Origin of the sequence: Acidovorax carolinensis, assembly GCF_002157145.1 — a bacterium.
GTDB lineage: Bacteria > Pseudomonadota > Gammaproteobacteria > Burkholderiales > Burkholderiaceae_C > Acidovorax > Acidovorax carolinensis.
Window position 1 is genome coordinate 321,731 of the sequence record NZ_CP021361.1, and the last position, 21,655, is coordinate 343,385.

Here is a 21,655-nt window from a genome sequence, read left to right on the forward strand (position 1 = left end):
CAGAAAAGGAAAGAGTCACTATGAAATCGCTACTCGACCTGTTCAAGCAATTCACGCCGGATGAGCACTTCGATGCCATCCGCATCGGCATGGCCTCGCCCGAAAAGATCCGTTCGTGGTCTTTCGGCGAAGTGAAGAAGCCCGAGACCATCAACTACCGCACGTTCAAACCTGAGCGCGACGGCCTGTTCTGCGCCAAGATTTTTGGTCCCATCAAGGACTACGAATGCCTGTGCGGCAAGTACAAGCGCCTCAAGCACCGCGGTGTGATCTGCGAGAAGTGCGGCGTTGAAGTCACGCAGACCAAGGTGCGTCGCGAACGCATGGGTCACATTGATCTGGCCGCGCCCTGCGCTCACATCTGGTTCCTGAAGTCGCTGCCATCGCGTCTGGGCCTGGTGCTCGACATGACGCTGCGCGACATCGAACGCGTGCTGTACTTTGAAGCGTACGTGGTGACCGACCCTGGCATGACCCCGCTGAAGAAGTTCAGCATCATGTCCGAGGACGACTACGACGCCAAGCGCAAGGAATACGGCGACGAATTCATCGCCAAGATGGGCGCCGAAGGCATCAAGGACCTGCTGGAATCCATCGACATCGACCTGTCGATCGAGCGTCTGCGTGGCGACTTGACCGGCTCTGAAGTCAAGGTCAAGAAGAATGCCAAGCGCCTGAAGGTGCTGGAAGCGTTCAAGAAGTCGGGCATCAAGCCCGAGTGGATGGTGCTCGAAGTGCTGCCCGTGCTGCCACCGGACCTGCGTCCACTGGTGCCGCTGGACGGCGGCCGCTTCGCGACCTCCGACCTGAACGACCTGTACCGCCGCGTCATCAACCGCAACAGCCGTCTGCGCCGCCTGCTGGAGCTGAAGGCCCCTGAAATCATCGCCCGCAACGAAAAGCGGATGCTGCAGGAAGCTGTGGATTCGCTGCTGGACAACGGCCGCCGTGGCAAGGCCATGACGGGTGCCAACAAGCGTGCGCTCAAGTCGCTGGCCGACATGATCAAGGGCAAGTCCGGCCGGTTCCGCCAGAACTTGCTGGGCAAGCGCGTCGACTACTCTGGTCGTTCCGTGATTACCGTGGGCCCAACGCTCAAGCTGCACCAGTGCGGTCTGCCCAAGCTGATGGCGCTGGAGCTGTTCAAGCCTTTCATCTTCTCGCGCCTCGAAGCCATGGGCATCGCGACGACGATCAAGGCCGCCAAGAAGGAGGTCGAATCCGGCACCCCCGTGGTGTGGGACATTCTGGAAGAGGTCATCAAGGAACACCCCGTGATGCTGAACCGTGCACCTACGCTGCACCGTTTGGGCATCCAGGCCTTTGAGCCCATCCTGATCGAAGGCAAGGCCATCCAGCTGCACCCCCTCGTCTGCGCGGCCTTCAATGCCGACTTCGACGGTGACCAGATGGCTGTGCACGTCCCGCTGTCGGTGGAAGCACAAATGGAAGCCCGCACGCTGATGCTGGCCTCCAACAACGTGCTTTTTCCCGCTTCGGGCGAGCCTTCCATCGTTCCTTCGCAGGACGTGGTGCTGGGGCTGTACTACGCCACCCGTGACCGCATCAACGGCAAGGGCGAAGGCCTGGTGTTTGCCGACACCGGTGAAGTGCAGCGTGCGCTCGACGCTGGCGAAGTGGAGCTGGCAGCCAAGATCACGGTGCGCATGACCGAGTGGACGAAGACCAAGGAAACCGGCGAATTCGTGCCGTCGACCTCGTTGGTGGAAACCACCGCGGGCCGCGCACTGTTGTCTGAAATCCTTCCCAAGGGCCTGCCGTTCTCCAACATGAACAAGGCGCTCAAGAAGAAGGAAATCTCCAAGCTCATCAACGTGAGCTTCCGCAAGTGCGGCCTGAAGGAAACCGTGGTGTTTGCCGACAAGCTGCTGCAAAACGGGTTCCGCCTGGCTACGCGCGCCGGTATCTCCATTGCCATCGACGACATGCTGGTGCCTCCGCAAAAGGCCGGCATCATTGAGCGCTCCGAGAAGGAAGTCAAAGAGATCGAGCAGCAATACGTGTCCGGTCTGGTCACCGCTGGCGAGCGCTACAACAAGGTGGTGGATATCTGGGGCAAGGCCGGCGACGAAGTGTCCAAGGTGATGATGGCCCAGCTGTCCAAGCAGAAGGTCATGGACCGCCACGGCAACGAAGTGGACCAGGAGTCGTTCAACTCCATCTACATGATGGCCGACTCCGGTGCCCGCGGCTCTGCCGCCCAGATCCGCCAGGTGGCTGGTATGCGGGGTCTGATGGCCAAGCCAGACGGCTCGATCATCGAGACGCCCATTACCGCGAACTTCCGCGAAGGTCTGAACGTGCTGGAGTACTTCATCTCCACCCACGGTGCCCGTAAGGGTCTGGCCGACACGGCGCTGAAGACGGCTAACTCGGGTTATCTGACCCGCCGCTTGGTGGACGTGACGCAGGATCTGGTCGTGACCGAAGAGGATTGCGGCACTGGCAATGGTTCGCTGATGCGCGCCATCGTCGAAGGCGGTGAAGTGATCGAATCGCTGCGCGAGCGTATCCTGGGCCGCACGGCGGCAGAAGACGTGCTGCACCCCGAGAACCGCTCGGTGCTGGTCCAGGCGGGCGTCATGCTCGACGAAGACCTCATCGAAGAGCTCGAAGCGGCCGGCGTGGACGAAGTGAAGGTGCGTACGGCCCTGACCTGCGAAACCCGCTACGGCCTGTGCGCCAAGTGCTATGGCCGCGACTTGGGCCGTGGCGGCCTGATCAACCTCGGCGAAGCCGTGGGTGTGATTGCTGCCCAGTCCATCGGTGAACCCGGCACGCAGCTGACCATGCGCACGTTCCACATCGGTGGTGCCGCATCGCGCGCTGCCATCGCATCGAGCGTGGAAGCCAAGTCCAACGGCGTGATCGGCTTCAACGCCACGATGCGCTACGTGAGCAACACCAAGGGTGAGCTGGTGGTGATTGCGCGTTCGGGTGAAATCATCATCCACGACGAGCATGGCCGCGAGCGTGAGCGCCACAAGGTGCCTTACGGCGCCACGCTGACGGTGAAGGCCGACCAGCAAATCAAGGCCGGTACGATCCTGGCCAACTGGGATCCGCTGACGCGACCCATCATCACCGAGTTCGCCGGTCAGACCAAGTTCGAGAACGTCGAAGAAGGTCTGACGGTGGCCAAGCAGGTCGATGAAGTGACCGGTCTGTCCACCCTGGTGGTGATCGATCCGAAGCGCCGTGGTGCCGCCAAGGTCGTGCGTCCGCAGGTGAAGCTGATCGATGCGCAAGGCAACGAAGTGAAGATCCCTGGCACCGACCACTCGGTGACCATCGGCTTCCAGGTCGGCGCGCTGATCCAGGTGCGTGATGGCCAGGACGTGGGCCCCGGCGAAGTGCTGGCGCGTATTCCTGTCGAAGGCCAGAAGACCCGCGACATTACCGGCGGTTTGCCGCGTGTGGCCGAGCTGTTCGAAGCCCGTACGCCCAAGGACAAGGGCACGCTGGCCGAGATGACCGGTACCGTGTCGTTCGGCAAGGAAACCAAGGGCAAGGTCCGCCTGCAGATCACCGATCCCGAAGGCCATGTGTTCGAAGAACTCGTGCCCAAGGAAAAGAACATCCTGGTGCACGAAGGCCAGGTGGTGAACAAGGGTGAATCGATTGTGGACGGCCCGGCCGACCCGCAAGACATCCTGCGCCTGCTGGGCATCGAAGAACTGTCGCGCTACATCGTCGACGAGGTGCAGGACGTGTACCGCTTGCAGGGTGTGAAGATCAACGACAAGCACATCGAGGTGATCGTTCGCCAGATGCTGCGCCGCGTGGTGGTCGAGAACATCGGCGAGTCCAGCTACATCGGTGGCGAGCAGGTCGAGCGCTCCGAGATCCTCAACACCAACGATGCACTGCAGGCCGCTGGCAAGATCCCTGCGACCTACAGCAATCTGCTCTTGGGTATCACGAAGGCATCGCTGTCCACCGACTCGTTCATCTCGGCCGCTTCCTTCCAGGAAACCACCCGCGTGCTCACCGAGGCGGCCATCATGGGCAAGCGCGACGAGTTGCGTGGCCTGAAGGAAAACGTGATCGTGGGGCGTCTGATTCCTGCCGGCACCGGCATGGCGTACCACCAGGCACGCAAAGCCAAGGACGCCATGGACGACGCCGAACGCCGTGCCATTGCCGAAGCGGAAGCTGCTGAAATGGAAGCGTCCGCAGAAGCTTCCGTGACGGAAGGCGCTGCACCCGACGCAGCGGCCGATTAAGCCCCCCGGGCCGTCACTGATGCGCTCCCGCCCTGTCTCCCGACAGGCCGGGAGCGTTTTTTCTGGAAATCTCACGGAACGGGCCGCATGGTGCATGCGGTGCCGGTATTAGTCCATGTGGTCATCGCCGCTCATCTGGATAGCCATTGCGATTGCTCTGTTCTGGGCCGTCGGTGCCTACAACCGCCTCGTGCGCCTGCGCTCGGCCGTGGTTCAGGCATTTGGCAGTCTGGATGCCCACCTGATCCGGTGGCTTGCCATGCTGGGCGAATTTGACGCTGCGCAGGTTACCGCTGGCGTCCTGGATCGCGAGGCGCACAGCACCCTGCAAGGGTCCACAACGCAGTTGACGGCGTCGCTGGCAGTGGCGCGGGCTCGCCCGCTGCAGGGGGACGCCGTGGCCGCGCTGTCCGCTGCGTGCGCGGTTCTGGATGCCGTGTGGCTGAACCTTCAGCCGGGTGGAGATACCGATGACGCCATCCGCAAGATGGCGCCCTGGCGCGCGCGCTGGGACGAATTGCACAAACACAATGAACAGGCTGCACAGCTCTTCAATGAAGCGGTGCTTCAATACAACGCTGCGATCAGGCAGTTTCCGGCAGCGCTGGTGGCCTGGGTGTTCGGTTTCACACCAGCGCGTGCGCTGTCCATCGCGCGAGAAGGCAATTCATGACACGAGCCGGTTCACCCCCACCATCATCCCGCACCCCGTCACGTGCGGCCGCAGCAGGCAGCCGGGCTTCCATGGCGGCAGAGCGCAGCGCGGATTCGCACAAGACAGCCGGGATTGCGCTGTGGCAGCAGCTCGCGGGCGTTGCTGCGGCGTTGCAGGCCATTCGCGCCGGGCAGTCGGGTACGGCGGCGCTGGCCGCCGTGGATGCTGGCTTGCGGCCGGGGGTGCAGTCCTTGCTGTTCCAGGTGTTGCGCATGCTGGGCCGCGCCGAGGCGCTGCGGCGCAAGCTGGCGTCGCGCACGCCACCGCCCGCTGCGGATGCACTGTTGTGCACGGCACTGGCGCTGTCGTGGCAGCCAGAAGGGGCGCCTTACGAGCCTTTCACCCTGGTCAACCAGGCCGTGGAGGCGGCCAAGCGCAGCGTTGCCATGCGTGCGCAGGCGTCGTTCATCAATGCCTGCCTGCGTCGTTTTCTGCGAGAGCGCGATGCCCTCGTTGCGGCGACGGATGCCGACCCCGTGGCGCGCTGGAACCACCCGCTGTGGTGGGTGAAAAAGCTGCAAAAAGACCACCCTGCGCACTGGGAGCAGATCCTGCAGGCCAACAATGCCCATGCACCCATGGTTTTACGGGTTAACGCATTAAAAGGCACGGTAGCCCTATACCAGCAAGCGCTAGCCGCTATGAATATTGATTCGACTGTGGTGGGTGAAAGCGGCTTGATGTTGCAGCAACCCGTGCCGGTCACGGAGCTGCCGGGATTTTCCCAGGGGCTGGTTTCGGTGCAGGACGCGGCTGCGCAACAGGCCGCCCCGCTGTTGCTGCAGGGGCTAGACCTCACGAAGCCGCTGCGGGTGCTGGATGCCTGCGCGGCGCCGGGTGGCAAGACCGCCCATCTGCTGGAATACGCGGGCGCCTCCAGCGCCATGCAGGTGACCGCCCTGGAGGTCGACCCGGTGCGCAGCGCGCGCATTCACGAAACCCTGGAGCGCCTCGGTTTGCACGCCCACGTGCTGGTGGCCGATGCAGGCCGGCCGCAGGACTGGTGGCAGCAGGCCTGCGCCGGCGACCTGTTCGATGCGATCTTGCTCGATGCCCCCTGCACCGCATCAGGCATCGTCCGCCGCCATCCGGATGTGCGCTGGTTGCGCCGCGAAAGCGATATTGCCCAGTTGGCCACCCAGCAGGCGCGCCTGCTGGCGGCCTTGTGGCCGCTGGTGCGACCGGGCGGCCGGCTGCTGTACTGCACCTGTTCGGTATTCCGCGCCGAGGGTGACGCGCAGATTGAAACGTTTCTTGCAAACAACACCGATGCCCGGTTGCTGCCATCGCCAGGGCATTTAATTCCCGCCGATGTGAACAACGCAGACGCTGTCCCGGACAATGCACCGGGTGAGCATGACGGATTTTTTTACGCACTGTTGCATAAAGCACCCGGGTGAGCGCCGCATGGCTCGCCTCGTCTTCGTGTGGGTGATGGCATGGGTGCTGGTGCTGGCTTGGCCGGGCTCGGCACAGGCGCAATCGCCTGCCAGCGAAGTGGCGAATCTGCGCGTGGAACGGGCCGACGATGGCGTGTATCTGAGCGCCACCCTGCAATTTGCACTGCCCGAGTTGGCCGAAGACGCCCTCTACAAGGGCATTCCCATGTTTTTTGTGGCCGAAGCCCAGGTGCTGCGCGAGCGCTGGTACTGGTCAGACCGCCAGGTGGCCGCCGCTACCCGCCACATGCGCCTGAGTTATCAGCCGCTGACACGCCGTTGGCGCCTGAGCACGTCGACCTCGCCGATCTCCAACACCGGCCTGGGGGTGGTACTGGGTCAGAACTTCGATGACCTGCGCGACGCAGTGTCTGCCATGCAACGAATTTCGCACTGGAAGATTGCGGATGCCGGTGAGGTCGATACCGATGCTTTGCATATGGTGAATTTCCGTTTCCGTCTCGACATGTCCCAGTTGCCCCGCCCGCTTCAGATTGGTGCGGTCGGCAGCGCGGGCTGGAGCCTGGCGGTCACACGCAACCAGCGGCTGCTGCCGGAGGTCGCGCGGTGAGCAAGCGCCAACCCACCGGCGAACCGGCATCGACCCAGGCGCTGGCGCGGCAGTCGCGTGCAGTGCGCTGGACCGTCGGTGTCGGGGCCGCCATCATGTCGGCCATCGGCATGGTGCTGCTTTTCATGCTGACGCTGGCCACCAACAACCGGGCGCTTTACGAGCGCAACTACGCGTGGCTGTTCGGGGTCAACGTGCTGGTGGCGGTGTTGCTGCTGGCAGTGCTGGCGTGGGTGGGTGTGCGACTGGCTGTGCGCCTGCGGCGTGGGCGCTTTGGCAGCCGCCTGCTGGTCAAGCTGGCCGCCATCTTTGCGCTGGTCGGCCTGCTGCCGGGGTTGCTGATCTATGTGGTGTCGTACCAGTTTGTGACCCGTTCCATTGAAAGCTGGTTTGACGTGAAGGTGGAGGGCGCACTGGTGGCGGGGGTGAACCTGGCGCGGGTGTCCCTTGATTCCATGGCCGAAGACATGGCTACCAAGGCGCGGGCTGCCAGTGTGCAGCTGGCCCAGGTTCCCGATGCCGCAGCCGGGCTGGTGCTCGAGCGCATCCGTGACCAGCTTTCGGCCACCGACGTGATCCTGTGGAACGCCGCGGGCCAGGCCGTGTCCAGCGCCGGCCAGTCGCGTTTCAGTCTGAGTCCTGAGCGCCCAGGCACAGCCCAGTTGCGCATGGTGCGCCAGCAGCGCACCCTGGCCCAGATCGAGGGGCTGGACGACCTCAACGACCCGGCCGTCTCCCAGAACGCCAGGGTGAAGGTGTTTGCCTTGGTCGCCAGCCCCAGCGTGGGGTTGCTGCTGGAGCCGCGGTTTTTGCAGGTCACGATGCCATTGCCCCCGGCGCTGGTGGCCAATGCCCTGGCGGTGCAGGAGGCCAATCGGGAATACCAGGAGCGTGCACTGGCCCGCGAGGGCTTGCGCCGCATGTATGTGGGCACGTTGACGCTGGGTTTGTTTCTGGCCGTGTTTGGCGCAGTGTTGCTGGCGGTGTTGCTGGGCAACCAGTTGGTGCGGCCGTTGTTGGTGCTTGCGGAAGGGGTGCGGGAGGTGGCGGCCGGCAATCTCGGCCCCAAGGCCGCCTTGCAGGGCAAGGACGAACTCGACGGTCTCACCCGTTCCTTTGCCACCATGACCCAGCAGATTGCGGACGCGCGGGGCGCGGTGGAGCAGAGCATGGGCGAGGTGGATGCTGCACGCGCCAAGCTGCAGACCATTCTGGACAACCTCACGGCAGGCGTGATGGTGCTGGATCAGCAGGGCCTCATCCTGTCCTTCAATCCCGGTGCCACGCGTATCCTGCGTGCCCCCATGGCAGCCTACGCGGGTAAACCGCTTGCAGCGGTGCCGGGCCTGGCCGCTTTTGCCGCCGCAGTGCAAAAGCAGTTCGACGAATTCCTGGGCGATCGCCACCACCACGGCCTGGACCATTGGCAGCAGCCCTTTGAACTGCACGGTTCCCCCAGTGGGGCGGCGCACCATGCAACAAGCCTGGTGATGCGGGGGGCGGAGCTTCCGGATGCATCGCGTTTGTTGGTTTTTGACGACATTTCTGAAATTGTTTCGGCCCAGCGAGCGCAGGCCTGGGGCGAGGTGGCGCGGCGCCTGGCCCATGAAATCAAGAACCCCCTCACGCCCGTCCAGCTGTCTGCCGAGCGCCTGGAAATGAAGCTCACCGGCAAGCTGCCGGCGCCCGAGCAGGCCATCCTGACCAAGTCGGTCAGAACCATCGTCGAGCAGGTCGATGCGATGAAGCGTCTCGTCAACGAGTTCCGCGACTACGCGCGCCTGCCCGCCGCCGAATTGCAGGCGCTGGACCTCAACGCACTGGTGACCGATGTGCTCTATCTTTATGGAGCCGAAAACGCCACCGTGCCCGTGGAATCCGAGCTCGATGCGCGTTGCCCGCCGATTGCCGGCGACGCCCAGCAGCTGCGCCAGGTGGTGCACAACCTGCTGCAAAACGCCCAGGACGCTACCGAACAGGCCCGTGCGGACGGGGCCGCGTTGCCGCCCGTGCGCATCAGCACGCGCTGGAGCGAGTCATCGCGCCGCGTTCGCCTGACCGTGGCCGACAGCGGCGCCGGCTTTCCCGCGCATATCCTTCAGCGGGCGTTTGAACCCTATGTGACCACCAAGCCCAGGGGCACGGGATTGGGGTTGGCCGTGGTGAAAAAGATCGCCGATGAACACGGTGCACGCATCGAGCTGTCAAACCGGGTTGACGAAGGCGTGGTGCGGGGGCGCAAGTGTCGTTATCATTCGCCACTTATCCATCGGTGGTGTCATAACAACACCCCCTGCAGCATCCAAGGCGTTTCATACACATGGCAAACATTCTGGTGGTTGATGACGAACTCGGCATTCGTGACCTCTTGTCGGAAATTCTGAATGACGAGGGGCACAGCGTGGACCTCGCCGAGAACGCCACACAGGCGCGCGCGGCGCGTGCCGCGGGTGTGTACGACCTGGTGCTGCTGGACATCTGGATGCCGGACACCGATGGCGTGTCGCTTTTGAAAGAATGGGCCACGGCCGGAGTGCTCACCATGCCCGTCATCATGATGAGCGGACATGCCACCATAGACACCGCCGTCGAAGCCACCCGGATCGGCGCTTTCTCGTTCCTGGAAAAACCTATCACCCTGCAAAAACTGCTCAAGGCCGTGGAGCAGGGGCTGGCGCGCAAGGCCGCCCACCAGGCGGCTCCTGCGGTCACCCATCAGCCCGCAGCGGCGCCCACCGATGGTGGTTTTGTGCCCGCGCCGATCATCACCACAGCGATGGTGGGAGAGGTCGCACCCCATTCCCACCAGGGGTTCGATCTGGACCGCCCCTTGCGCGAAGCCCGCGACGGCTTCGAGAAAGCCTACTTTGAATTCCATCTGGCCCGTGAAGGCGGCTCGATGACCCGCGTCGCAGAGAAAACCGGGCTGGAGCGCACGCATCTTTACCGCAAGCTGCGGCAACTTGGCGTAGATCTCGGCCGAGGAAAACGTGGTTAATCTGGCGCCGTCGGTTTCTTCGTGAAAAATTCTGGTTATAATTTGAGGCTCAGGCCCGGTAGCTCAGTCGGTAGAGCAGAGGATTGAAAATCCTTGTGTCGGCGGTTCGATTCCGTCCCAGGCCACCAAACAAAAGCCCTTGATTTGAAAGAATCAAGGGCTTTTCCCATTGGCTTTCCGTGTCCGCACAGGCGTGGATGCGTACCTTTGCCGCGACGACGTTTAACGGTTTTGTCGAACCATCTGTGTCGGCGTGACATGTCGGCCAGGTCTCTTCTCCCAATATTTTCACGATGGCATTTCTGACGGACACGACCCTGGGCATTGACTTTGGCACTTCCAACTCGGCGATGGCCGTGCGCCAGGGAGACTCGCCTGCGCGCATGCTGCGTCTGGAAGGCGAGAACAACACCTTGCCGACGGCACTGTTCTTCAATGCCGAAGACCATCGCACCCACTATGGGCGCGACGCGGTAGAGCAGTATCTCGCCGGCACCGAGGGGCGGCTCATGCGCTCGCTCAAAAGCCTGCTGGGCAGTTCGCTGCTGCAGGACAAGACGGCGGTGCACAACGCGCTGGTGAGCTACCAGGACATCATCAGCTTGTTCCTGCGCATGCTGGCCCACCAGGCGCGGGAAACGCTGGGCGGCATGCCGGGGCGGGTGTTGCTGGGGCGGCCCGTGCACTTTGTGGATGGCGATGCTGCACGGGACCAGCAAGCCGAAGATGCCTTGCGACAGGCAGCGCAGGACGCGGGATTCGTGAATATATCGTTCCAGTTGGAGCCCATTGCAGCGGCGCTGGACTATGAACAGCGCATCGAGCGTGAATCGCTGGTGCTGGTGGTGGACATTGGTGGCGGCACGTCCGATTTCACCGTGGTGCGCCTGGGGCCGGACCGCAGGGCCAGGCCCGATCGCGCCAGCGACATTCTGGCCACCACCGGCGTGCATGTCGGGGGCACCGACTTCGACCGGCGCCTGAGCCTGGCGCTGCTGATGCCATTGCTGGGCCTGGGCCACACTGGGCCTTCGGGGCGCGAGGTGCCCAGCCGGGTGTTCTTCGACCTCGCGACCTGGCACCTGATCCAGTGGCTGTATGCGCCTCGGGCGCTGCGCGACGCACAGGCCCTGCGACCCGACTATGCGCAGCCGGCGCTGCACGATCGCCTGATGGCGGTGCTGCACCGGCGTCTGGGGCATCGCCTGGCCAACACGGTGGAGCAGGCCAAGATCGCAGCGTCGGTGGGGGCCGCGGATGCGCCGATGGCGCTGGACTGGATCGAACCGGGATTGGGTGCGCTCGTGACTTCCGAAGGCCTGGCCCGCCACCTGGCGGGGCCGTTGCACCAGGTGGTGGCCTGCGCCAGCGAATGCCTGCAACAGGCCGGCCTGGCGCCTCTGGATTTGCAGGCGATCTACCTCACCGGGGGATCGTCGGCGCTGCGTCCGCTGCGCCAGGCGCTGCGTGCGGCGTTCCCAGACACTCCACAGGTCGAGGGGGATCTGTTTGGCGGCGTCGCAGCGGGGCTGGCGGTGGCCGCTCCATGACTGCAGGTGCGGTCATCGGAAGGATGGGGTATGACGGTGCGGATAATTTGCTATTGAACTGATAGCTTCATGCGCTTGTTAATCAAGGGCGGATTCAAGTCCAAGTGCAACAAATATTCATTAATGCACTGAATCGGGCTGTAGGGTCAGCCGGGCCAAATGTTCGGCATAAACCTCAATGGGCTTGCTCCACCCCAGAGTCATCCTGGGGCGCCCATTGAGCTCATCGGCTACGGCATCCAGATACTCCTGGCTATAGCCGCCCAGATCAGTCCCCTTGGGGAAGTACTGCCGCAGCAATCCATTGGTGTTTTCGTTGGAGCCCCGCTGCCAGGGGCTGTAGGGGTCACAGAAGTACACCTTCATGCCCGTGTTCTCGGTGAGCTTGGCATGCTCTGCCATCTCACTGCCACGGTCATAGGTCAGGCTCTGGCGCATCGGGCTGGCAATGCCATTGAGCTTGTCGCTGAAGGCCTGCAGTACATGTGCCGCTGTCGCCGGGTTGGGGTGCGGCAGCTTGACCAGCACCACCAGGCGGGTCGTGCGCTCGAGCAGCGTGCCAATGGCACTGGCATTGCCTTTGCCCTTGATGAGGTCGCCCTCCCAGTGCCCGGGCAACTGACGATCCTCAATCTCGGGTGGGCGCACATGGATGCTCAGCAGGTCGGTGATTTGCCCACGCCGATCCTCGCCTTTGGAGCGCGGCCAGCGCTTGGCGCGGGCCATGCGCAAGCAGGCCACCAGCTCCTTCTTGAGCTCTCCGCGGGGCTGGGCGTAGATGCAGGTGTAGATGCTCTCGTGGGACACTTGTTTGCGCTTGTTGTCAGGGTGCAGTTTCTTCAACTGCCCAGCGATTTGCTGGGGAGACCAGTGCCGGAGCAGATAGTCGCGAACGATCTTGAACAAAGGTCCATCGCGGTGCAGTTTGGGCTGGGGACGGGCAAAGCATCTGCGCCTGTCGCTGCGTTGCTGGGCGAACTTGGAGGTGTAGGCCTTGGCGCCCGCATTGCGTTGGCATTCCCGGCTGATGGTGCTCTTGCAGCGCCCCAAGGCCCGCGCTATGGCACTGAGGCTTTGCTTTTGCTGCAGCCCCAAGGCTATCGCATGGCGTTCGCTCTGGCTCAAATGCTGGTAGTTCTTCTTTGTCATCTTGACCTCAATTCTCGGTGTTGCACTTCGGAATTGAGGCCGCCAAGCGCTACAGGCGGATTTCTTGCCCGTCCGGAAAATTCTCACGCCCCGGGGCGGATGTCATGGCATAACTCGGGAGTGTCGGTGCCTACCACCCACCACCCACCGCCCTCTTGCTGCGCGCCGGCAGCCGCCCGGGGCAATCCATCCCGATGACTTCTGCGCAGCCGGCAGCCGTGGGGGTGATGGTCACTTTGGCGCGTACCAGACGTAGCCGTAGTGCGCGGCAGGCGTGCCCTCGCGCACCATGTGAAACGGCAGGTCGATTGAGCGAACCGGCTGCGGTGCAACGCGTGAAAGTGCCTGCTCCCACCAGTCGGGAGCAATACGGTCTGCGCGCGAGACCAGCAGCAACCCCTTGCCGGCCTGCCTGCTGCGCTCGGCGTGGTCCGCCACGCATTGCGGGACACTGTTCTTGGCAGACATGCAGGCATCCACCAGGGCTTGGGGGAAGCGCACGCGCAGCATGCCCGCCAGCATATGGTCCGATGCCACGATTGTGCCCAGGCCGTCGTAGCCCGCCGTGCGCAGTTCCTGGGCTAGCTCAACGGCGGGGTGATTGAGCTCATCCACCTCGCCGCGCAGCCCGCTGAACCAGGGGCGCACGCCGGCCGCAACGAGGAGGATGACCGCCATGCCGAAAATCGCCACCGAATAGCGGCCAGCACGCGGATCCTGCTGCAGCTGAGGCCGTGCCGCAAAGGCGACCAGGGGTGCCACGCACAGTAGCGGCAGTATCCAGCGGCCCTTGAAGCTCGTAACCCCGGCAAACAGCACCATGCCAGCCAGCGTCAGCATGACCAGCATCAGAAAGCGCAGCAGCATTTGATGGATCGCGGGGGAGGCGGGCGCAACGGGTGTGCGCCACCAGTGCGCCCGAAAGGCCCACAGCGCGATCAATACCCACAGCAGCAGTGAGGCTGCCACACCGTCGATAAGGCTCAAAAAGCCTTGGGCCCGGCCAACTTCCGGCTGGATGTTCATTTTTCCGATGGTTTCGGCGGTGGCCTCGTGCAGGTGTGAAAACAGCCAAACCGCATGTGGCAGCACCACCAGCAGCCCGATGAACGGAGCCCACCACCAGCCACGGGACAGCAGGGCGCTGCGTGTCGTGCGAACCGACAGCGCCGCCACCAGCATGGCCACCGCCACCATCGCGAAGCTGTACTTGGCCAGCATGCCCAGCCCGCACACCAGCCCCAGCAGGGCAAAATCCAGTGAGCGCGGCTTGCGCGCAATGCGCAGCAGCAGCCACCAGGCGGCGCAGACCATGGCCGTAACCAACACCGTGTGGGTCTGGTCGCGCACCGAATACCAGCCCAGGGGGGGCATCAGCAGCATGCTGGCGGATGCCCAGAAGGCACCGCGCTCATCAAGCACTTCGCGGGCCGCCAGGTACATGAACGCATAGGTCATGGCCAGCAGAGAATGCTTGAGCACCGACAGCGACAGCACGCTGGGCCCCAGAACCTGGTTCACCAGCCACTGCAGCCAGGTGTAGAGCGGTGGCTGGGAGCCGTAACCCATGGACAGCTGCTGGGTCCACAACATCTGCTCGGCCTCGTCCCATTTGAGTGCGGGCGAGACTGCCACGCGCACAGCAATGTGCGCGAACGCAAAAAATGCCAGCCAGAACAGAGGGTGCGCCCATACGGGGCCTGACGAAAACGCGCGGGGCGCAGTGGGGGCGGTCATGAAGCGAGTGATAGGGGTGCAGCGGCCGGGGGCGGTTTCCCCGGAGCATGGGGTGCTCAAGGCACAATCGTATCCATTTTCTCGCTACAGTCTGTTGCTTCCATGACCACCGCCTTTCCCTCCACGCCCGATGTATCCATCGTGGTGCCCATCTATAACGAGGTCGAAAATCTGCCCGATCTCGTGGAGCGCATCGCCCATGCCATGTCTGCGCAGCCTCTCAGCTTCGAATTGCTGGCAGTGGACGATGGTTCGCGCGATGGCAGCGCGGACAAGTTGCGCGAGCTTGCCGCGACGCGCCCCTGGCTGCGCCCGGTGTTCCTGGCGCGCAACTACGGTCAGTCCAGCGCGCTGCAGGCGGGCTTTGATCGCGTGCGCGGGCGCTATGTGGTGACGTTGGACGCCGACCTGCAAAACGAGCCGGACGATATTCCGCTGCTGCTGACGCGTCTGGAAACCGACCCCGGCGTGGACATGGTCAGTGGCTGGCGTAAGGACCGGCAGGACGCCGAGCTTTCGCGCAAGCTGCCCTCGCGTATCGCCAACCGCATCATCTCGCGCACCACCGGCGTGTACCTGCATGACTATGGCTGTGCGCTCAAGGCCTACCGCCGTCCCATCATCGACCGCATACGGCTGTATGGCGAGCTGCACCGCTTCATTCCCTCGCTGGCCAAAGACGTGGGCGCGCGCATCACCGAGGTGCCGGTACGCCACCATGCCCGCACGCGCGGGGTGTCCAACTACGGCATCGACCGCACCTTCCGTGTCATCCTGGACCTGATCCTCATCGTGTTTTTCATGCGCTACCGCCAGCGGCCGCTGCACGCCTTCGGTGGATTGGGGCTGTGGCTGGCCGCGCCGGGTGGGCTGATCCTGACTTGGCTGCTGGTGCTAAAGCTGCTGGGTGAAAGCATTGGCGGCCGCCCGCTGCTGCTGGCCGGTGTGATGCTGGTGCTGATGGGCGTGCAAATGATCGCTGCCGGGCTGATCGGCGAACTGCTGATGCGCGTGTACCACGAAGCCGGGGGCGCGGCGCAGTTCCATGCGCAGGAATATGTGCCAGCAAACAGGCCAGAGCGGGCTGAATCTGGCGTACTTGTGGCGCAAGATGCTATTGATAAAGTAGCGTGAAGCGCCCCGGCAAAGCCCTGCTGCGCGGCCTGTTGGGGCTATCCCTGCTCGGCCTGGTTGTGGCGCTGACCGATCCGGCGCGCGTGGCGGCGCAATTGCGCCAGGCACAGCCCGGGTGGCTGCTGGTGGGGCTGCTGGCCGCGATGGCATCCAACATCGTTTCCGCACTGCGCTGGCGCGCGCTCGCGCGCTGGCTGGGGCCGAGGTGGGCTGGCTGGACGCCTGCCGCTGGTACTTCCAGGCCATGGGGCTCAACGCGCTGCTGCCGGGCGCTGTGGTGGGCGGCGACCTGTACCGCGCCATGGCGCTGCGTCGCGCGGGGCAGGACACGGCGGCGGCCGGCTGGTCGGTTGTGCTCGATCGCGTCAGCGGCCTGTGGATGCTCTGCGCGATGGGCGGCCTCGGCGCCGCAGCCTGTGCCGATGTGCTGGCACCGTGGCTGCGCTTGCCGGCGGGCGCTTTCGCCATGCTGATGGTGGCCGGAACGCTGCTGTGGCTGGCGCTGCCTTGGGCGCTGCCGCTGCTGCTGCGTTGGAGCCCCGCCCGACTGCAGGGGGGCTGGCTGGTGCCGCTGCGGGAGGCGGTGGAGCGGCCAGACTTTCGCCGCCAGTGGATGGGGCAGGCGCTGGCCTCGGCTGCGGTGCAGGTGCTGTCGGCGGCGGCGCTGGCTGCGGGCGGCATGGCGCTGGGCGTGGTCCTGCCTGCGCTCGTGTGGGCCTGGGCGATGGCCCCCGTTTTTCTGATGGCCGCGCTGCCCCTGAGCGTGGGCGGCTGGGGCACGCGCGAGGCCGCCGCTGTGGCTGCGCTGGCGCCCTTTGGCGTAGCAGCGCCGGCCGCCGTCGGCGTGGGGATGATCTATGGTCTCTACGGACTGGCGCAGGGCGCATTGGGGGCGCTGGCGCTGGGCTTGCCGCGCGGCGCGCCGCGGTGAGGGCGCTGGCAGTTTCGGCTGGTTTGGTATTGAAATGATAGCTACCAGCGCTTAGTGGATAAGAGCTAGAGGCATTTCCGGCTCAAAATTGTGCCGCTGCAGGCAGTGCCCCACCGGGCGTCAATCCGCTGGGCCCTCGTCCTGGCGGATTTGAAGTGCCTGCGAATACAGCGCATTGCGCGGCGCGCCCGTGATGTCGGCGGCCAGCTTGACGGCCGTCTTGGTCGGCAACTCGCCGAGCAGCAGGCGCAGCACGCGCTGTGCGTCGGCGCCATCGTCCTGTTGGGATGGCAGCGGGTGCAGCAGCACCACGAATTCCCCCTTCACCCGCTGCGGGGCGCCCGCCAGCCAGCCCGCCAGATCCCGCGCAGGGTGCGTGGAGATCTCCTCGAACTGCTTGGTTAGCTCGCGCGCCAGCGTCACCGGGCGCTCCCCCAGCACGGCCAGGGCGTCGGCCAGGTCTTCAATGCGGTGCGGGGCCTCCAGCAGCACCACGCAGCGGGGCTCGCTGGCAAGCTGCTGCACGGCCGTGGCCCGCTCGGCATTCTTCACCGGCAAAAAACCGGCAAAGAGAAAGCCGCCGCTTTCGGTGTTGTGCGCCACGGCGCCGGCCACGCTCAAGGCCGTGGTGATGCTGCTGGCGCCCGGCAGCGGCAGGGCGCGCAGGCCGGCCGCGTGCACGGCGGCCACCAGGCGCGCGCCGGGGTCGCTCACGCCGGGGGTGCCTGCGTCGCTCACGTAAGCAATGCGCTGGCCCTGCTGCAGCCGCTGCACCACGGCCAGTGCGGCTTCGGCCTCGTTGTGCTGGTGCACGGCCAGCAGCTGCGCGCTGGACTTGTCGATGCCATAGGCGCGCAGCAGCGCCTGGGTGTGGCGCGTGTCCTCGCAGGCAATGGCGTCTGCCAGTTGCAGCACATGCAGCGCGCGCAGGGTGATGTCGGCCAGGTTGCCGATCGGCGTGGCCACGACATACAGCGTGCCCTGCGGATAATGCTGTGCAGCCGCCGCATCGCGTGCGGCGTTCAAGGCAGATGCGAAAGATGCGCTCAATGAATTTCCTTGGAAAAATGCTATCCAGTGCCCGCCCAGGGGGCGCTGATGCCGCCAGCGGCCGCACCACGCGGCAGCGGGGCGATGCGGCCGAAGACCAGGCGCTGGCCTGTTTGCAGGCTGCGGGCCTGAAGCTGCTGGAGCGTAATTATCGGACGCCCGGGCGCGGCGGTGGCGAGATTGATCTGGTGATGCGCGATCGGGATGGCACCGTGGTGTTTGTCGAGGTGCGCAGCCGCGCCAGCAATGCCTTCGGTGGGGCCGGTGCGAGCATCGGCGCCGTCAAGCAGCGGCGCATCGTGTTTGCGGCGCGCCATTACCTGCTGCGCATGTCGGTGCCGCCGCCGTGCCGTTTCGACGTGGTGCTGGTGGATGATGCCTCGGTGCAATGGCTCAAGGCCGCCTTCGACGCCCAGTAAACACGTTCTGAGGGCGGATCACGAAAAGCCCTGTACGCCACGCCAGTAGCTACGGTTTGCTACAAAACCTATAACAACCCGAGGGTATCATCGGGCCTCCATGCTAGAGCAACGCATCCAACAACACTTTATCGACAGCGCCGACCTGAAATACCAGGCGGCGCAGGCCCTCAGTGCGCCCATCGCTGCGGCCGTGCAGGCCATTCTGGCCTGCGTGACCAGTGGCGGCAAAGTGCTGGCCTGCGGCAACGGCCCTTCGGCGGCCGAGGCGCTGCAGTTTGCGGCCTTTTGCGTGGCAGGGTTTGAGCGGGACCGGCCCGAGTTGGCCGCGCTGGCCCTGACCTCCGACAGCACCCTGCTCACGGTGGCCGGCGGCGGCAGTGATGTGGCCCAGCAGTTCGCCCGGCAGGTACGCGCGCTCGGCCAGGCGGGCGATGTCTTGCTGGCGCTGTCTGTCACCGGCAACGATGCCAACGTGATCGCCTCCACCGAAGCCGCCCACGAGCGCGACATGACGGTGGTGATTCTCACCGGTCGCACGGGCGGCAAACTGGCGGCCATGGTGCGCGAGACCGACGTGCTGATCAGCGTGCCGCACGACCGCGCCGCGCGGGTGCGCGAGGTCCATGCCCTGGTGTTGCACTGCCTGTGCGACGGCGTGGATGCCCAGTTACTTGGAGAACAGGAAATACCGCTATGAAGCTGACCATGAACCGTACCGCCTGCACCCTGCTGGCTGCCGCTGCGCTGGCCGCAGGCCTGTCCGCTTGTGCCCCCCTGGTTGTCGGAGGGGCGGTGATGGGCGGCATGATGGCCTCGGACCGCCGCACCACCGGCACCCAGGTGGAAGACGAAGGCATCGAGTTGCGTGCCGCCAACCGCATCCGGGAGGTGCTGGGCGACCGGGCCCATGTCAACGTCACCAGCTTCAACCGCCAGGCCTTGCTGACCGGCGAGGTGCCCACGGCGCAAGACCGTGCCACGGTGGAAAAAATCGTGACGGAGGTGAACAATGTGCGCGCGGTGGTGAACGATGTGGCCGTGATGCCCAACAGCTCGCTGGGCCAGCGCTCCAATGATGTCCTGATCACCGGCAAGGTCCGCGCAAGCTTTGTGGACGCCAAGGATGTTTTTGCCAGCGCCTACAAGGTGGTGACCGAACGCAATGTGGTCTACCTGCTGGGCCTGGTGACCCCGCGCGAGGCCACACGCGCCACCGAGATTGCGCGCGGCGTGGGCGGCGTGAGCAAGGTGGTGCGGGTGTTCGAGATGATCACGGAAGACGACCTGCGCCGCAACAGCATGCAGCCGCCCCGGCCATGACCACCGACAGCCCTCCGTCAAAGGGTAACTGACACCGGCAACAACGCCCGGCGGCGCAGCGGGTGCCCCCGCTGCGCCGTTTCGGGGCCGATTTCAGGTCAGGCGCTTGATCAGGCTGGACGTGTCCCAGCGGTTTCCGCCCATCTTCTGCACATCGGCATAGAACTGGTCTACCAGCGCGGTCACCGGCACGCGTGAGCCATTGCGGCGGGCTTCGTCCAGCACCAGGCCCAGGTCCTTGCGCATCCAGTCCACGGCAAAACCGAAATCGAATTGGCCGTCCACCATGGTCTTGCCGCGGTTGTCCATCTGCCAGCTCTGCGCCGCGCCCTTGCCAATCACGTCCAGCACCTGCTTCATGTCCAGCCCGGCATTCTGGCCAAAGGCCACTGCTTCGGACAGGCCCTGCACCAGGCCTGCGATGCAGATCTGGTTGACCATCTTGGCCAGCTGTCCCGAGCCACTGGCACCCAGCAGCGTGAACGCCCGCGAAAAGGCCATGGCCACGGGCTGGGCGGCGTCAAACGCGGCCTGGTCGCCGCCGCACATTACGGTGAGCTGACCGTTTTGTGCACCGGCCTGGCCGCCGGAGACCGGGGCATCGACAAAGTGCAGCCCCAGTGTGCGCGCGGCGGCATACAGCTCCCGCGCCACCTCAGCCGAGGCCGTGGTGTGGTCCACAAAGATCGCGCCCGGCTGCATGCCGGCGAACGCGCCGTCGGCGCCCAGCGTCACCGAGCGCAGGTCATCGTCGTTGCCCACGCAACAGAAAACGATGTCCGCACCCGCCGCTGCCTCGCGTGGCGTTGTGGCATGTTTTGGGGCTTTGGTACTTGCGTATTCTGCGCACCATGCTATTGATTTTGTGGTGGTGCGGTTGTACACCGTGACCGCATGGCCCGCCAGCGCGAGGTGGCCGGCCATGGGGTAGCCCATCACGCCCAGGCCGAGAAAGGCGACCTTGCGCGAAGGGGTTGCGTCGTAGTTGCGAGGGTTGGTGCTTGGCATGGGAAGGTTCAGGAAAAGGATGAAAACGAAGCCCGCCAGAACAAGGCGGGCAGCGAAAGCTGGTGAAGGAAATCCGCATCAACGGTCAAAGCCTGCGAATACCTGGCAACCTGTGCAAGGGGTGCAAATAATGCCAGCGTCACCGTGGAACGGGCTTTGCCCGGCCACTGGTGGCGTCCCCCTGAGGGGGAAGCGGCGTAGCCGCTCAGGGGCATCACACGATGGCGAAATGCTCGGTGCCCGAGGCCAGGTCGGGCGACTTGGCGCGCTGGCTGTTGAGCTTGATCTGCAGGCGCAGGTCGTTGAGCGAGTCGGCGTTGCGCAGCGCGTCCTCGTAGCTGATCACATTGGCCTCGTAGGCATCGAACAGCGCCTGGTCGAAGGTCTGCATGCCCAGGTTGCGGCTCTTTTTCATGACCTCCTTGATCTCGGCGACTTCGCCCTTGAAGATCAGGTCGGCAATCAGCGGGGTGTTGAGCATGACCTCCACCGCCGCAGCCCGGCCCTTGCCATCCTGCTTGGGGATGAGGCGCTGCGAAACCATGGCGCGCAGATTCAGCGAAAGATCCATCAGCAACTGGGCGCGGCGCTCTTCGGGGAAGAAGTTGATGATCCGGTCCAGCGCCTGGTTGGCACTGTTGGCGTGCAGCGTGGCCAGGCACAAGTGGCCGGTTTCGGAGAAAGCCACGGCATGTTCCATGGTCTCGCGGTCGCGGATTTCGCCCATCAGGATCACGTCGGGCGCCTGGCGCAGCGTGTTCTTCAGCGCCGCTTCCCAGCTGTCGGTGTCCAGCCCCACTTCACGCTGCGTCACTACACAATTCTTGTGCGCATGCACAAATTCGATGGGGTCTTCCACTGTGATGATGTGGCCGAACGAGTTTTCATTGCGCCAGTCCACCATGGCCGCGAGCGTGGTGGACTTGCCCGAGCCCGTGGCACCCACCAGGATGCACAGGCCGCGCTTGGTCATCGTCACTTCCTTGAGAACCTGCGGCACGCCCAGTCCGTCAATGGTGGGCAGCGTGAGCGGAATCGTCCGCAATACCATGCCGACCTTGCCCTGCTGGATGAAGGCGTTCACGCGAAAGCGGCCAATGCCGGCCGGCGAGATGGCGAAGTTGCATTCCTTGGTGCGCTCGAAGTCGGCCACCTGCTTGTCGCTCATGACGGCGCGCGCCAGCGTGAGAGTGTGGGTGCCCGTCAGCGGCTGGGGCGATACCTTGGTCACTTTTCCGTCGACCTTGATGGCCGGCGGAAACTCGGCTGTGATGAACAAGTCGCTGCCATTGCGGCTCACCATCAGTTTGAGCAAGTCGTTGATGAATTTACTGGCCTGATCGCGTTCCATCAGAGATCCTTCCGGGGGGCTGTGTCTGCAGGA

Annotated in this window: 14 protein-coding genes, 1 tRNA gene and 3 pseudogenes; 13 read left to right on the forward strand and 5 right to left on the reverse strand. The window is 64.5% G+C overall.

The genetic code is table 11. The features are described 5' to 3' along the window. Positions 1-20 precede the first annotated feature (20 nt). From rpoC to CBP34_RS01655, 8 genes and pseudogenes are all read left to right on the forward strand, one after another. Positions 21-4,247 (forward strand): DNA-directed RNA polymerase subunit beta', encoded by a 4,227-nt coding sequence (gene rpoC, locus CBP34_RS01620; RefSeq protein WP_086926377.1) that lies wholly within the window; start codon positions 21-23, stop codon positions 4,245-4,247. 115 nt (positions 4,248-4,362) lie between these two features. Further along, positions 4,363-4,920, forward strand: a complete 558-nt coding sequence (locus CBP34_RS01625; protein WP_086926378.1) for a LemA family protein — start codon at positions 4,363-4,365, stop codon at positions 4,918-4,920. Between the two features lie 71 nt (positions 4,921-4,991). Continuing rightward, positions 4,992-6,362 carry a 16S rRNA (cytosine(967)-C(5))-methyltransferase RsmB gene (gene rsmB, locus CBP34_RS01630; RefSeq protein ID WP_086926379.1) on the forward strand — a complete coding sequence of 457 codons (1,371 nt, stop codon included), beginning with the start codon at positions 4,992-4,994 and terminating at the stop codon, positions 6,360-6,362. Positions 6,363-6,369: 7 nt separating this feature from the next. Then, positions 6,370-6,972: a DUF4390 domain-containing protein gene (locus CBP34_RS01635; RefSeq protein WP_086926380.1), complete on the forward strand. Its 603-nt coding sequence runs from the start codon at positions 6,370-6,372 to the stop codon at positions 6,970-6,972. Further along, positions 6,969-9,256 (forward strand): annotated as a pseudogene (locus tag CBP34_RS01640) (sensor histidine kinase). The gene CBP34_RS01635 and the pseudogene CBP34_RS01640 overlap by 4 nt, the downstream one beginning before the upstream one ends. A 36-nt stretch (positions 9,257-9,292) precedes the next feature. After that, positions 9,293-9,970, forward strand: coding sequence for a response regulator (locus CBP34_RS01645; RefSeq protein WP_086911100.1), 678 nt, complete (start codon positions 9,293-9,295; stop codon positions 9,968-9,970). A 52-nt stretch (positions 9,971-10,022) separates the two neighbouring features. Next, positions 10,023-10,098: transfer RNA gene (locus tag CBP34_RS01650), tRNA-Phe, on the forward strand. A gap of 165 nt (positions 10,099-10,263) precedes the next feature. Then, positions 10,264-11,520 carry an Hsp70 family protein gene (locus CBP34_RS01655; RefSeq protein WP_086911101.1) on the forward strand — a complete coding sequence of 419 codons (1,257 nt, stop codon included), beginning with the start codon at positions 10,264-10,266 and terminating at the stop codon, positions 11,518-11,520. 120 nt (positions 11,521-11,640) lie between these two features. On the opposite strand, the gene CBP34_RS01660 is transcribed toward CBP34_RS01655, so the two are convergent. After that, complete coding sequence (locus tag CBP34_RS01660; RefSeq protein WP_094097092.1) at positions 11,641-12,669, reverse strand: IS30 family transposase; 1,029 nt, start codon at positions 12,667-12,669, stop codon at positions 11,641-11,643. A gap of 231 nt (positions 12,670-12,900) precedes the next feature. Further along, positions 12,901-14,406 (reverse strand): glycosyltransferase family 39 protein, encoded by a 1,506-nt coding sequence (locus CBP34_RS01665; RefSeq protein WP_094097093.1) that lies wholly within the window; start codon positions 14,404-14,406, stop codon positions 12,901-12,903. Positions 14,407-14,508: 102 nt separating this feature from the next. On the opposite strand from CBP34_RS01665, the gene CBP34_RS01670 reads away from it, so the two are divergent. Both CBP34_RS01670 and CBP34_RS01675 read left to right on the forward strand, forming a co-directional pair. Further along, the gene (locus CBP34_RS01670; RefSeq protein ID WP_094097094.1) at positions 14,509-15,540 is read left to right on the forward strand and encodes a glycosyltransferase family 2 protein; all 1,032 of its coding nucleotides are present in this window, start codon (positions 14,509-14,511) and stop codon (positions 15,538-15,540) included. Beyond that, positions 15,537-16,471, forward strand: a pseudogene (locus CBP34_RS01675) (lysylphosphatidylglycerol synthase transmembrane domain-containing protein). Before CBP34_RS01670 ends, CBP34_RS01675 begins: the two are co-directional and overlap by 4 nt. A 120-nt stretch (positions 16,472-16,591) precedes the next feature. Here the strand turns inward: CBP34_RS01675 and rsmI are convergent. Next, positions 16,592-17,521, reverse strand: a complete 930-nt coding sequence (gene rsmI / locus CBP34_RS01680) for a 16S rRNA (cytidine(1402)-2'-O)-methyltransferase (RefSeq protein ID WP_167372718.1) — start codon at positions 17,519-17,521, stop codon at positions 16,592-16,594. Between rsmI and CBP34_RS01685 the strand changes: the two genes are divergently transcribed. The 3 genes and pseudogenes from CBP34_RS01685 to CBP34_RS01695 all read left to right on the forward strand — a co-directional run bounded on the left by CBP34_RS01685 (position 17,521) and on the right by CBP34_RS01695 (position 19,295). After that, positions 17,521-17,940, forward strand: coding sequence for a YraN family protein (locus CBP34_RS01685; protein WP_094097095.1), 420 nt, complete (start codon positions 17,521-17,523; stop codon positions 17,938-17,940). The two genes, rsmI and CBP34_RS01685, sit on opposite strands and share 1 nt — an antisense overlap. Before the next feature lie 100 nt (positions 17,941-18,040). Continuing rightward, a complete protein-coding gene (locus tag CBP34_RS01690) occupies positions 18,041-18,640 on the forward strand; it encodes an SIS domain-containing protein (RefSeq protein WP_094097096.1) in 600 nt (199 codons plus the stop codon). Then, positions 18,637-19,295, forward strand: a pseudogene (locus CBP34_RS01695) (BON domain-containing protein). The gene CBP34_RS01690 and the pseudogene CBP34_RS01695 overlap by 4 nt, the downstream one beginning before the upstream one ends. 61 nt (positions 19,296-19,356) lie before the next feature. Here the strand turns inward: CBP34_RS01695 and CBP34_RS01700 are convergent. Beyond that, the gene (locus tag CBP34_RS01700) at positions 19,357-20,271 is read right to left on the reverse strand and encodes an NAD(P)-dependent oxidoreductase (RefSeq protein ID WP_094097098.1); all 915 of its coding nucleotides are present in this window, start codon (positions 20,269-20,271) and stop codon (positions 19,357-19,359) included. Positions 20,272-20,485: 214 nt separating this feature from the next. Then, on the reverse strand, positions 20,486-21,622 hold the full coding sequence (locus CBP34_RS01705; protein ID WP_094097099.1) for a PilT/PilU family type 4a pilus ATPase: 1,137 nt from the start codon (positions 21,620-21,622) through the stop codon (positions 20,486-20,488). Between the last annotated feature and the right edge of the window lie 33 nt (positions 21,623-21,655).